This window comes from Aeromonas finlandensis (genome assembly GCF_000764645.1).
Taxonomy (GTDB): Bacteria; Pseudomonadota; Gammaproteobacteria; order Enterobacterales; family Aeromonadaceae; genus Aeromonas; species Aeromonas finlandensis.
Genome location: NZ_JRGK01000263.1, coordinates 38,277 through 51,327 on the forward strand (window position 1 = coordinate 38,277; position 13,051 = coordinate 51,327).

Annotated in this window: 13 protein-coding genes; 3 read left to right on the top strand and 10 right to left on the bottom strand. The window is 58.1% G+C overall.

Annotation, left to right across the window (positions count from 1 at the left end; translation table 11 throughout):
- Window positions 1-10: 10 nt before the first annotated feature.
- On the bottom strand, window positions 11-946 hold the full coding sequence (locus LD28_RS0113835; RefSeq protein WP_033137538.1) for an ABC transporter six-transmembrane domain-containing protein: 936 nt from the start codon (window positions 944-946) through the stop codon (window positions 11-13).
- 107 nt (window positions 947-1,053) lie between these two features.
- Here LD28_RS0113835 and LD28_RS0113840 point away from each other — a divergent pair, with 107 nt between their 5' ends.
- The 3 genes from LD28_RS0113840 (at window position 1,054) to LD28_RS0113850 (ending at window position 3,821) form a co-directional block, all read left to right on the top strand.
- Complete coding sequence (locus LD28_RS0113840) at window positions 1,054-1,647, top strand: TetR/AcrR family transcriptional regulator (RefSeq protein ID WP_033137539.1); 594 nt, start codon at window positions 1,054-1,056, stop codon at window positions 1,645-1,647.
- A gap of 106 nt (window positions 1,648-1,753) precedes the next feature.
- Window positions 1,754-2,980: a winged helix-turn-helix domain-containing protein gene (locus tag LD28_RS0113845; protein ID WP_033137540.1), complete on the top strand. Its 1,227-nt coding sequence runs from the start codon at window positions 1,754-1,756 to the stop codon at window positions 2,978-2,980.
- Window positions 2,981-3,035: 55 nt separating this feature from the next.
- On the top strand, window positions 3,036-3,821 hold the full coding sequence (locus tag LD28_RS0113850; protein ID WP_033137541.1) for a substrate-binding periplasmic protein: 786 nt from the start codon (window positions 3,036-3,038) through the stop codon (window positions 3,819-3,821).
- A 93-nt stretch (window positions 3,822-3,914) separates the two neighbouring features.
- Here LD28_RS0113850 and LD28_RS0113855 read toward each other — a convergent pair whose 3' ends face one another.
- The 9 genes from LD28_RS0113855 to LD28_RS0113895 form a co-directional block, all read right to left on the bottom strand.
- A complete protein-coding gene (locus LD28_RS0113855; protein ID WP_033137542.1) occupies window positions 3,915-5,039 on the bottom strand; it encodes a M20 family metallopeptidase in 1,125 nt (374 codons plus the stop codon).
- A 25-nt stretch (window positions 5,040-5,064) separates the two neighbouring features.
- Window positions 5,065-5,532, bottom strand: coding sequence for a YjiG family protein (locus LD28_RS0113860; RefSeq protein ID WP_033137543.1), 468 nt, complete (start codon window positions 5,530-5,532; stop codon window positions 5,065-5,067).
- Window positions 5,529-6,260: a nucleoside recognition domain-containing protein gene (locus tag LD28_RS0113865; RefSeq protein ID WP_033137544.1), complete on the bottom strand. Its 732-nt coding sequence runs from the start codon at window positions 6,258-6,260 to the stop codon at window positions 5,529-5,531. Before LD28_RS0113865 ends, LD28_RS0113860 begins: the two co-directional genes overlap by 4 nt.
- Window positions 6,261-6,513: 253 nt before the next feature.
- Window positions 6,514-6,870, bottom strand: coding sequence for a fumarate reductase subunit FrdD (frdD, locus tag LD28_RS0113870; protein WP_033137545.1), 357 nt, complete (start codon window positions 6,868-6,870; stop codon window positions 6,514-6,516).
- A gap of 10 nt (window positions 6,871-6,880) precedes the next feature.
- On the bottom strand, window positions 6,881-7,279 hold the full coding sequence (locus tag LD28_RS0113875) for a fumarate reductase subunit C (protein ID WP_033137546.1): 399 nt from the start codon (window positions 7,277-7,279) through the stop codon (window positions 6,881-6,883).
- 16 nt (window positions 7,280-7,295) lie between these two features.
- Window positions 7,296-8,030 carry a succinate dehydrogenase/fumarate reductase iron-sulfur subunit gene (locus LD28_RS0113880; RefSeq protein ID WP_033137547.1) on the bottom strand — a complete coding sequence of 245 codons (735 nt, stop codon included), beginning with the start codon at window positions 8,028-8,030 and terminating at the stop codon, window positions 7,296-7,298.
- Window positions 8,023-9,807 (bottom strand): fumarate reductase (quinol) flavoprotein subunit, encoded by a 1,785-nt coding sequence (gene frdA, locus LD28_RS0113885; RefSeq protein ID WP_033137548.1) that lies wholly within the window; start codon window positions 9,805-9,807, stop codon window positions 8,023-8,025. The genes LD28_RS0113880 and frdA overlap by 8 nt, the downstream gene beginning before the upstream one ends.
- A gap of 509 nt (window positions 9,808-10,316) precedes the next feature.
- Window positions 10,317-12,194, bottom strand: coding sequence for a methyl-accepting chemotaxis protein (locus tag LD28_RS0113890; protein ID WP_033137549.1), 1,878 nt, complete (start codon window positions 12,192-12,194; stop codon window positions 10,317-10,319).
- 153 nt (window positions 12,195-12,347) lie between these two features.
- Window positions 12,348-13,031 carry a glycerophosphodiester phosphodiesterase gene (locus tag LD28_RS0113895; protein ID WP_033137550.1) on the bottom strand — a complete coding sequence of 228 codons (684 nt, stop codon included), beginning with the start codon at window positions 13,029-13,031 and terminating at the stop codon, window positions 12,348-12,350.
- Window positions 13,032-13,051: the final 20 nt, after the last annotated feature.

The window sequence follows — 13,051 nt, forward strand, 5'->3', positions numbered from 1 at the left end:
TGCTCCGGGTTCAGATTGCTTGTTCGGTGTTGCTGGCTGGCTGCGCCGTATTGACCCGGCGGCCGATGTCTCGCAGCCGGGCCAGCTGATCGGCAAGACCGGGCCCCTCATCCAGACTGGTGACGAAGTTCCAGAGGTAGGTCATCACCGCATAGACATGGCCTGCCGAGACCTGGGGCTGGGCCATCAGCATGGTGATGGCCAGCAGGAACAGCAGGGAGGCGCTGATGCCGACCGCCAGAAAAGCGAGCGCCTCCCGATCCGAAATCCGGATGCGCAGCCAGGCCAGCGCGCGGTAGTGGCGGGAGAGGCTGGCGGACTGGGCATGGGTGACCAGTTTGACCTCGTGTTCCAGCCGATCGTTGAGCCGCTCATGCAGCAGCTGGTTCTTGCGCGAAAATCCGGGTAGCAGCAGGCCGAACAGCAGCAGTACCCCCATGCAGGCGATGCCGACCCAGAACTCAATCACCATCAGCATCACGGCCGCCCCGACGATGGAGATCAGGCTGGTGGCCAGGATCGGGATATGTTTCTCGAAGAAGTCGACAAACTCCCGCGCCAGGGTGACCCGCGCCACTATGGTGGATTGTCCCTCCTGCTGCTGACGCTGGGTCAGGATCACCGGCACCGCCAGTGCCGCATAGATATGAGTAAAGGTGCGGGTATCGACCGCCCGGCGCAGAGCGCCGATCAGCCAGAACAGCAGCACGATGAGGGCGTAGCTCGAGGCCTGCCACCACTGTCCCTTGACGATGGCGTCGATGGCAAAACCGGCGAACAGGGGGTAGACCACCAGCAAGATGTTTTCGAGGGCCACCAGCGAGAAGGTGCCCGCCAGCTTGAGGGGATTGGCCCGCGCAATCGTCCCCAGCGAACGACCGGCCGAGTGTGGCAACGGCGTAGCCTGCTCGTCGCAACTGGCTGCCGAAGTGGTTGGTGTTGTCATGGGTTATCTCCTAAGATGTCGGAAACGCTAAATTTGAGCGAGTGCTCAAAGTTTGTTTGAGCGACTGCTCAAAGTCAAGCAGGTCGATTGGTATCGCAGGAGGTCAGATGGCACGCCCATCAGCAGAACAGCGCAAAGAGATGATCATAGAGGCCGTACTGGCCCTGTTTCGAGAGAAGGGGATGGCGGCATCGTCAACCCGTGATATTGCCGAGCGCACCGGTCTGGCGCGCAGCCACGTCTACCACTACTTCAAGGATTGGAAGGAGCTCTGCCTCTGCGCCGTAGAGCGTTTCACCAGTCAGGAGATAGCCGAGCAACGGGAGTGGCTGTTGCCGCTGCCTGCTCGTGAAGCGTTGCCGCTGTTCGTGCGGGATAACCTGCCGACCAGTCAGGATGCCTCCTGGGCCATCTATCTCGATGCATGGAACGAGTCGCTACGCGACCCGGTATTTGCCGAGAGTTACCGCAAGACCATTCAGGCATGGCGCGAGGTGCTGGAGCAGATCCTGCAAAAGGGGATCGACAGCGGCGACTTCATGGCCGCTGATACCGGACGACTGGCGCGCCAGATCACCTCCCTCATCAACGGCTATGCCGATGATTTGATTCTGGAGCCGACCCCCGAGACGGTTGAGGCCACTTATCAAGAGATCATGCTGGTGGTCAATCAGCTGGTCTTGCCCCCGGCCCACTCATAACGGCGTAGGCAAAAAAGGGTGGGGAGGCATACCTACGTGGGGCCTCCCCCGGTTTTGTTGGCCTTCCGCGGGCGTGCGATGGCCAGATACCAGGGAGCGGTTGTTGATGTCGATTACCCATTTGTCACTGCAAGATGCCCGTCATCTGCAACTGGCGGCGCAAGGGCTGCTTGCCCCCCGTCGCAGCAAGGCGACCCCGGCCGATCTGCTGGCCACCATTCGCCGCATGTCGCTGCTGCAGATCGATACCATCTCGGTGGTGGCCCGCAGCCCCTATCTGGTGCTGTTCAGCCGGCTGGGACAGTACGAACCGCGCTGGCTGGAGCAACTGCTGGCCGACGGCGAGATCTTCGAATATTGGGCCCACGAGGCCTGTTTTGTACCCCGCGAGGATTACCGGCTGTTGCGCCACCGGATGCTCGACCCCGCCGCCATGGGTTGGAAGTTTTCGGCCAACTGGCTGGCCACCCATCAGCAGGAGATCGGCCAGCTTATCGAGCGCATTCGCCAGCATGGCCCGGTACGGGCGGCCGACTTTGAGCGCAAAGAGGGGAAGGGCAATGGCTGGTGGGACTGGAAGCCGGAGAAACGCCATTTGGAGGTGCTCTTTACCACCGGTCAGCTGATGGTGCGGGAGCGGCGCAACTTTCAGCGGGTCTATGACTTGGCCGAGAGGGTCATCCCCGAGTGGGACGACCCGCGGGATCTGCCGAGCGTCGAGCAGGCGCAACTGGACATGGTGCGCGCCAGCTGCCGGGCGTTGGGGCTGGTCAAAACCGGCTGGGTGGCAGATTACTACCGGCTGCGGCGCGGCAAATACGACGCCCTGCTCCATCAGTTGGCGGACGAGGGGGAACTGTTGCCGGTGCGGGTGGAGGGATGGCAGCACGGTGCCTTTGTGCATGCATCTCTGGCCGATGAGCTGGCAAGGGCGCAGGCGGGTAGCCTCAAGGCGACGCACACTGCGGCTCTCTCGCCGTTCGACCCGCTGGTGTGGGATCGCAAACGGGCCAGTGAACTGTTCAACTTTGACTATCGCATCGAGTGCTATACCCCGGCCCCCAAGCGCCAGTACGGCTACTTCGTGTTGCCCTTGCTCCATCGTGGCAAGCTGGTGGGCAGGATGGATGCCAAGGCCCATCGCCAGCAGGGAGTCTTCGAGATCAAGAGCCTCTATCTGGAGGCCGGGGTGAGAGTGACCCGCCAGCTTGCACAGGATCTGGCGAAAGCCCTGCAAAAGCTGGCTGACTGGCACCAGACCCCGCAGCTCCGTTATGGTGCAATTCCGGCCAATTTGCTGGTTTTGTGGCATCAAAGCGCCTTTAACGAGTGAGATCTATCCCTTTTGGACTAAGCTGCAAGAGGGATAAACAATTCGGGAGCGGGAGATGAAGCGAGCGGCGACGTGGTTGACAGGGTTGGCCCTGCTCGCCCTCTCCCCGACACTGTGGGGACAGGCGCCTGCGGTGCGGATCTGTCTGGGGGAGGGCAACGAGTGGGCCCCCTTTACCTACTGGGAGCGTAAGGACGGGGTGCCCGATACCAGCCGCCTGACCGGTTCGGCCACCACGCTGGTGCTCGATGCGTTGCAACAGTGTGGGCTATCGCACCAGATCCGCTATCTGCCTTGGGCGCGGGTCCAGCAGGAGTTGGCGGATTATCGCCAGAATGGCCTGTGCGAGTTGACCTGGGATGCCAGCTACAAGCCGGAGCGGGCCGAGTTTGCCTTCTACAGCGTGCCCCTCTATTACACCCACCTCGGTTTCTTCTATCTCAAGCGCCGCTACCCCAAGCCACCGGATCTGCAGACGGTCAACCGCGCCCGGGTCTGCGGGGTGATTGGTTACAACTACACCCCCTACGGGCTGGCGCATGAGCCACACCGGGTCAAGCAGTTGCAGCAGGCGCTCGATATGCTGGAGCGGGATCGCTGCGATTTTCTGCCGAGCGAAATCGAACCCTTGGTGGCCGGCATCAGCCTTGGCATCTACCGCAGCGAGAGCGGGTTGCTCAATCTCGCCCTGCCCAGCCACAAGGGATTCTATCTGCTGGTGAGCAAGGGCTCACCGCGCGCCCATGAGCTGGTGAACACCCTCAATCAGGCGCTGGTAGAATTTCAGGAAGGGGGGCATACGGATGAGGTGATGCGCCGCTTCTTGCCGCCGATGGAGTAATAGCGAAGGGTTGCTGTCATTCAGGGAGGAGTAGATGAACAGAGGGCCAGCCGATGCAAACCGGCTGGCTCTTCCGTTTTATGGGGAAACACATCAGGCCGCGATGCGGGTCAGCACCTTCAGTAGCAACTCGATGCGCGGGGCAATGCTGGTCAGATCGAGATACTCCTCGTCACTGTGGAAACCGGCACCAATAGGTCCCAGACCATCCAGGGTGGGGATGCCGAGGGCTGCGGTCAGGTTGGCATCGGAGCCGCCTCCTACCTCCTGCCAGCTGATCGGCAGTCCCAATTCGGCGCCGCACGCCTCCACCAGTTGCATCAGTGCCTGAGTGCCCTCTGACGGCACCATGGCCGGTTTGTGGGCCTCGCGGGTCAGCTGGATGGTGACACCATCCAGATGGGGACGCTCGGCCAGGGTCAGCAGATGATCGTTGATCTGGTGGTACTCCTGATTGTCCCAGAAACGGACATCCACCACCGCGCTGGCATGGGCTGGCACAATGTTGGCGCCGTTGCCCCCCTCGACGATGCCGATGTTGAGGGTGGTGCCGCTCTCGAAGTTGGTCAGCGTATTGATGGCGAGGATCCAGTGACCCAGCTCGGTGATGGCGCTGCGTCCCTTCTGCGGCTCGTTGCCCGCGTGGGCCGCCTTGCCGGTGAAGTCGATGCGATAACGGGCCATCCCCTTGCGCGCCTTGACCAGCGAGCCGTCGGCGCGGGCCGCTTCGGCCACCAGCACCTGTTTCGCCTGTTTGGCTACCGCTGCCAGCCAGTCGCTGGAGTGAAGGGAGCCGATCTCCTCGTCCGGGTTCATGCAGACGCAGATGCTCAGGCGATCGCGCACTTCACGGGGCAGTTCACGCAAGGCATAGACGATGTTGAGCAGCCCCGATTTCATGTCGGAGACACCGGGGCCGTAGGCGCGCTCACCATCGATGCTCATCGGGCGGGCGGCGGCGGTGCCGAGGGGGAAGACAGTATCCATATGGCCGATCAGCATTACGTCGATCTGCGCCGCATCAGGCTTGTTGCGGATCTCCAGCCCGACCCCGGCGGCGCCACAGTCGACCCGCTTGATCTGCCAGCCGCCCATGGCCTCATATTTGGCGGCCATCAGGTCGGCCACTGCCGCAATGCCCGGCTGGTGCAGGGATCCGCAATCCAGATTGATCAGCGGGGCCAGTTCGGTCAGGTATTGATCCAGAGAAAAAGTCATTGCTTGCTCCACTATCAGGTTCGGGTCAGAGAAGGATGTTCATCACCAGCATGGCGCCGAAGGCGTTGAGTACCGAGATGGCAACCATGATGGGGATGTAACGCCCCTCGGTGCCGATGCAGCCGAGGATGCGGCCCATGTACTGCACCTGAGAGCCCATCAGGTAGATGGCTGGCGCCAGAATGGCGATGTGGGTGCCGTTGAGGATCCCCTGATCGAACAGGGTAATGACCACGCCGACCGCGCCGCCCATCGACATCCAGGCGCCGATCAGCACGGCTGCCGCTTCACCGGGCAGGCCGAATATGGCCATGACAGGGGAGAAGATGGCGCCCATGGCATCCAGCGCGCCGGTGATCTGCAGCGCCTTGATGATGACGAAGGCCATCAGCACGTTGGGAACGGTGGAGGTGGTGGCGATGACCCAGCCCTTCTTGGCCCCTTCGACGAAGATATCGGTGACGATGGGTTTTTTGACGTTGGCCTGGCTCATTTGGCTTGCTCCTGAGTGGTGAGGGTCTGCTGGGGGTTGCTGCTATCGGTCTGCTTGCCTTCGGTCATGTTGAGATAGACGCGGAACAGGTTGGCCCCGACAAACTTGAAGGCGAACATCACGATGACTGCCAGACCGATGGAGGAGCTGACTGCCGGGCTGCCATCCGCCAGTGTCAGGGTGAAGAGCACGGCGCCGGAGGAGAAGAAGTTGACGATGGTGGCACCGGCGGAGAACTGGAACATGGTGAACACGTCGGTTTCACGCTTGGTGATAAGCCCTTCATCCTTGAGCTGACGGGTCATGGCGGCACCGGCATCGGTACTCTGCAGGGAGGCGATCAGCGCCAGGCCTGTGTTGCCCGGGATCCCCATCAGCGGGCGCAGCAGCGGGGTCAGCAACTTGCGGGCCGCTTCCAGCGCGCCGTAGTGTTCCAGCACGTTGATCATGCCAAGGGCAAACATCACGGTGGGGATCAGGGTCAGGGCGAACAGAAAGCCGTCTCGCGCCCCATTGCCCCCTTTGCCGCGCATGTCGGTCATGGCGGTCTTGATGCCGTCACCATTCTCGCTGACGCTCTGCACCATGGTGCCGAACGAGCCGTTCAGTGTGGTGAAATCGAATACCCCATACCACTCGCCGGATTGCAGCAGTCCGGAGAAGAAGACCACGGCGAAGGCCAGTGCCAGGTAACTGCCTATGCTCACCGAGCGTGTTTTGTCTGTCATTAGTTAGCTCCATATGAATAATTATTTAATCTGAATAATTATAATTGATATAGATGTCACTAAATTGATGGTGGTCAAAAGGGTTCACTGCAGATGGGGTATGTGTTGGGGTTATGTGACGGTGATCGTCATGTGATTGGACGATAATCTGGTTTTTATCGAATTGTTTGAGTGAATAAATCGCGGGGATAGAAGAGAGGGGCAATAAAAAACCGGGCGCGAGGCCCGGTTTGGTCAATCAGTCACGTGCTGATTACTGGAGTACCAGTACCATCAGCAGGCCAACGGTGATGGCAGATACCAGGAAGGCAAAGCCATAGAACACGTAGTGGTGCAGCTTGGTGGTGTGGATCCCCAGGTCATGCAGACCGTGGTAGATACGGTGCATTCCGTGCCAGATTGGCAGGGCGATGATCACCAGCAGGATGCAGGCACCCCACCAGGAGCTGGCGAAGGCGTGAACGCGATCGTAGCTCATGGTTTCCACGTCCATGATACCCATGGGTACCAGCAGACCGGTGATGAGGACAATGATAGGCAGCAGCATGGCAACGACCATACCGCCCGCACCAAACAGACCCCAGTAAATTGGCTCGTCAGAACGTCTCATTGTTTTCTCCTCAGGCCACGATGATCAGGACAAGCAGGGAAACCACCGCCAGCGCCACATATTGGGCGAGTACGATCGGCTTCTCCGGCACCAGCTCTTCACCACGGAACATACGCATGGCTTTCGGCGCCAGGGCGAACCAGGTTTTAGCATGGAACAGGCACGCCGCCAGGGCGATGACATGGAACAGGATGGCGATCGGGCTTTGCAGGGATTCCAGCCAGCCGTTGAACGCTTCCTGACCCTGAACCAGACGCAACAGACCCCACATCAGCACAACGGCGTAGATGGAGACGAAGATACTGGTGCCTTCGCGGATCATGTAACCGGTGTAGAAGGCGTTCTTCAGCCACCAGTCTTTCTTCATTTCGCGGACGTAAGGTTTACGTTTGCTATCAGTGTTGTTCATGGTCTCATTCCTGCTCTCAATCTGGCTTGAACATGGCGATCATGTAGTCCTTGGCGCTCTCGACCTTGCCAAGCTGGATCGCTGCGGCCGGGTCTACGCCTTTCGGGCACACGTCAGAGCAGTAACCCACGAAGGTACAGCCCCAGACGCCTTCGTCCTGACTGATGATGCGCATACGCTCTTTGGCGCCGGCATCACGGTTGTCGACGTTGTAGCGATAGGCCAGAGCCAGTGCCGCCGGACCGGTGAACTTCTTGTTGATGCCATACTGCGGGCAGGCTGCGTAGCAGAGGCCACAGTTGATGCACTGGGAGAACTGCTTGTACTTCGCCATATCCGCCGGAGTCTGGATGTACTCGCCATCACACAGGCTGCGTGGCTCGGACGGAATGATGTACGGCTTGATGCTCTCCAGCTTCTCGATGAAGTCGGACATGTCGACTACCAGATCGCGCTCGATCGGGAAGTTGTTGAGCGGCTCGATGGTCATCTTGCCCGGCAGGTAGTCGCGCAGGAACGCCTTGCAACCCAGCTTGGGCACACCGTTGACCATCATGCCGCAGGAGCCGCAGATTGCCATCCGGCAGGACCAGCGGAAGCTCAGGGTAGAGTCCAGGTGATCCTTGATGTACTGCAGGGCATCCAGCAGAGACATCTCTCTCTGGTATGGCACCTGGAAGGTTTGCATCCAGGGCTCGTTATCCTGTTCCGGACGGTAGCGCAGGATCTCAATCTCAATCATCTCAGCCATTCTTCTTAGCCTCGTCTTGTTTCTCACCCTCGGAACCGTACACGCGTTTTGCCGGTTGGGATTTAGTGATCTTCACATCGGAGTAATCGATGGTCGGGGACTCTTCCGGTGCATAGAAGGAGAGAGTGTGCTTGAGGAAGTTCACGTCATCACGCTCCTCATAACCGTCCAGACGCTGGTGGGAACCGCGGGACTCTTTCCGGTTGATGGCGGAGTGCGCCATGGCTTCGGCAACGTCCAGCATGTAACCCAGTTCGATGGCGTACAGCAGATCGGTGTTGAAGACAGAGGACTTGTCGTTGATTTTGACCTTTTTGTAACGGGCTTTCAGCTCGTTGATCTTGTCGATGGTGCCCTGCATCAGCTCTTCGGTACGGTAGATACCGACACCGGCTTCCATGGACATGCCCAGCTCATTGCGGATGTCGGCCGGGTTTTCGGTACCGTCGATGTCCATCAGCGAGAGGTGCTGCTTGATGAGCGCCTCGGCTTTGGCGGCCAGCGCTTCGGTGTTGCCATGCTTCTGAGTCTTGGCAAATTCACCTGCCTGCTCACCTGCCAGCTTGCCGAATACCACGATCTCGGACAGAGAGTTGGAGCCCAGACGGTTGGCACCGTGCAGACCGACGGAGGCACATTCGCCAGCGGCGTAGAGGCCGGCCAGACGGGTGGCACACTTGTTGTCAGTCTCGATACCACCCATGGTGTAGTGGGCAGTCGGACGTACCGGGATGGGCTCTTTGGCCGGATCCACGTTGACGTAGGCTTTGGCCAGTTCGCAGATGAACGGCAGACGCTCTTTCAGGTACTTCTCGCCAAGGTGACGCAGGTCGAGGTGAACTACATCGCCCATCGGGCCCTGAATGACGCGGCCTTTCTGCTGCTCTTGCCAGAATGCCTGGGAAACGCGGTCGCGCGGACCCAGTTCCATGTATTTGCTCTTCGGCTGGCCGATCGGGGTTTCCGGGCCCAAGCCGTAGTCTTGCAGGTAGCGGTAGCCATCCTTGTTCAGCAGGACGCCACCCTCACCACGACAACCTTCGGTCATCAGGATGCCGGTGCCCGGCAGACCGGTCGGGTGATACTGGACGAACTCCATATCACGCAGCGGTACGCCGTGACGGTAGGCCAGTGCCATGCCGTCGCCGGTGACAATGCCACCGTTGGTGTTGTAGCGATAGACACGGCCAGCGCCGCCAGTTGCCACGATCACGGATTTGGCCTGGATGAAGCGGGTGATACCGTTCTGGATGTCGAAGGTCAGTACGCCCTGGACACGGCCGTCGTCCACGATCAGATCAAGGCAGAAATGCTCGTCGAAGCGCTTGATGCTCGGGTATTTGACGGAGGTCTGGAACAGGGTGTGCAGAATATGGAAACCGGACTTGTCTGCGGCGAACCAGGTGCGCGGAACCTTCATGCCACCAAACGGACGTACGTTGGCTTTACCATCCGGCTTGCGGCTCCAGGGGCAACCCCAATGCTCCAGCTGGATCATTTCTTTGGTCGCGTTGTTGACGAAGTATTCCACTACGTCCTGCTCACACAGCCAGTCACCACCGGAGACGGTGTCATTGAAGTGGTTTTCGAGGGAGTCGTCATCACGGACGACACCGGCGGCGCCGCCTTCGGCAGCTACCGTGTGGCTGCGCATCGGGTAAACCTTGGAAATCAGGGCGATGTCCAGGTCTGGCTGTGATTCGGCTATAGCTATAGCGGCGCGTAAGCCGGTACCGCCAGCACCGATGATGGCCACATCGGTCTTGATAATATCCACATCTGCCTCCTTAGGGATAGGTTTGCTGGGCACGATTTTGCTCTATGAAAAAAATTCAGGCTTGATGCAAGTCAAACTGCTTGGTTTTATTCCATTTTTATTGGTTATTTTTCTATAAAACACCCAAATCCCTGGATGAAAATGTCGTTATATTCGTCATTTTTTGGTGTTATTGAGCAGTCGAACACCTTGCTGCGAGTACTTTAACGTCTGGATTGTACGTAGTTTTCTTTCAACAAAATGCGAATCACCTCTCTTTTTAGGTACTCTAGAAAAAAATTTTAAGTTTTTTATTAAATTTTTTTAATGATAATTATTGTCGTTTAGTTAGGTTGATGAGAAAAAGTAATTCGAACTCGGTGGTTTTGAGGGGGGCTGTGACTGAAAAATCAGAGCTTGGATGAGGGGGGATAGTGAGGGCGGGATCCGGGTATTATTAGATTACTCACTGATAATTAAGCGCAATTTAGAAAATTAAAGGGGCCTGTACGGCCCCTTTTCTATCATGTTCAAATACGGAACATGCCAACCTGATTACTCAGTTCACCCGAAATATTTTTAAGTTGTTCAGAGAGATGGCGTGAACTGTCTGCATCTACAGCCAGCTCGTCTGACACATCTTTCACCGCCTGGATATTGCGGCTGACCTCATCAGTGACGGCCCGCTGCTCTTCAGCCGCACTGGAGATTTGGGTCGCCATATCGGAGATCTGGTTGATGGAGGCGGTGATCTGTTCCAGCGCATGGGTGGCGTTGTTGGCATCATCTACGCTGTTTTGGGCCAACAGTTGCCCTTCGTGCATGGTGCTGACTGCCCCCTGGGTATTGCGCTGCAGGGTTTCGATCATGCTGCGGATCTCGACGGTAGAGCTGTGGGTGCGCTGTGACAAGACGCGCACCTCATCAGCAACTACCGCAAAACCGCGACCTTGTTCACCGGCTCGTGCAGCCTCAATGGCGGCGTTCAATGCCAGCAGGTTGGTCTGCTCGGCAATCCCCTGAATGGTGGAGAGGATGGTGTTGATCTCCTGCGCGTTTTTCTCCAGTTCCTGAATGATGTTGGACGCCTGTTCTACCTGGGTGGCCAGATCGGTGATGGAGCGCTGGTTACGGGCAATGACCTGTTTGCCATGTTCGCAACTGCTGCTGGAGGAGCGGGCTGCGTCTGCCGTCTGCTCGGCATTGCTAGCGACCTCTACCGCAGTGGCTGACATCTCATGCACCGCAGTGGCGATCTGGGAGATTTCGTTTTGCTGGCGTGCCAGCCCCTGATTGGCCTTTTCCGCCATGCTGTGGGAGGACTTGGCCTGCTGGTTCAATTGTCCGGAGGAGTTGGAGATATCCTGTACCATCACATGGATCCGGTCTATGAAGGTATTGACGTGTTTGGCAACGATGCCCACCTCATCTTCCCGTTCGATCTTGATGCGACGGGTCAGATCGCCGTTACCCCGCGACAAATCGGCAATCGCCTCACCCAGCACTTTCAGCGGAGCGAGGGAGCCATTGATGGCAACGTAAGAGAAACCAGCCACGATAAGAATGGTGATCAGTCCCTGGATCAGGGCGGAGGTCACCATACGTTGCACTGATTGATAGGCAGTATCGGCGTCTACCATCATGCCGTAATACCAGTTGGTATTGGGGATCTGGTTGAAGTCATACACCATATTTTTGCCGCTGATAATCAGTTCGTTGATCTGGCCGTCATGGGCGACTTTATCGATGTAGGAGGCGTTCATTTCCGGGGCCAACTGAGTGGTTGGCTTGAGAGACAAAGAGGCATCCGGGTGGGCGATGATCGTACCGTTGCTGTCAACCAGTATGGCGTAGGTGCCTTCGGTGGTGGTCGACAGAATATCTGTGATAAGGGCGCTAATCGATACGTCACCGGCGATGATGCCCTGGGTATTGCCGCGCTGGAACGGCTCGGCAATGGTGACGATCAGCTGACCGGTGCTGATATCAGCGTAAGGGGCGGTGACAACCATTTTGCCAGCAGCCATGGCATCTTTGTACCAGGGCCGCTGACGCGGGTCATAACCGGCAGGCAGGTCAGTGGGTTTGCTCTGGAGCATTTTGCCATCAGTTGTGCCGGCATAGACCAGATCGAACCCCCCTGAATTCATGGACTGAGCCAGGGCGCTGATGGGTTCTGGTTCTTTGGCAAAGGCCTCCTTGGTGGAGGATATAATGCTCATCCGGGCATCGAGCCAGCGGGAGATCCCCTTGACGTTAGCCATGGAGCTTTCATCAATACTGTTCCATACCAATCGCTCGGTTTCGCTGCGAAGCTGCGAGGTGTTGTACCAGACCTGCAAGCCGGTAATAACCATGATGATTATTCCGATGGCTAGGGCAAGCTTGTTTTTAATGGATAGGTTCATAGTTACATCCTTGTGAGCGTCAGTCTGAAGTGTGTGGAATCTAGTTATTGTTATGAGCCTGTTCTTATCGGCTGAAGTTGAACTCTTTGTATCCCGGTCAGCTATTTAAAGTTAGTGCCTAAATCAGTGGTTATCCATACGCGTATCGCGCCCTTATGGCACCAGAAAACGATCTGGCCGATTGGTGAAGATGCCATCGACTCCTATGCTTTTCAGCATGTCACAATCCTCTTGATAATCAACGGTATAAACCAACACTTTGAGCCCACGGCTATGGGCATCTGCAACCAGCGACTGATCTACAAAATCCACGTCGCAATTAAGTGACCAGGCCCCCAGCTCTTCGGCAAACTGTGTCAGTGTGAGCGGCAGGTTGGCGGTGAGGGCGCCGAGCCGGATATCGGGTCGCAAGGCGGCAAATCGGGCCAGCTCCGGGTGATGGAAGGAGGAGACCAGCCATTGGCTGGCGGTAAAGCCGAGTTCCGCCTCTGCTCGCCTGGTTAGGGCTGCGACAGCCTCTGCCGTATCCGCACCCTTGAGCTCGATATGCAGCTCGCAGCGTCCGGCGATGATCTCCATCACCTGCCACAGGGTCGGGATCACCTCACCCTCACCGGCATCGAGTTGCTCCAGATAGGAGCGGGATTGCTCGGTCAGCACCCCCTTGCCGTTGGTGCAGCGCTCCAGTCGCCGGTCGTGGAAGACCCACAACTCGCCATCGGCCGCCTGTACGTCGATCTCGATGGCTTCAGCGCCCAGCTCCAGCGCCTTGGCCATCGCCTTGAGGGTGTTCTCCGGCGCCAGACCGCTGGCGCCTCGGTGGGCAATAATCTGCATGCTCTGCTCCTTTTACCTCG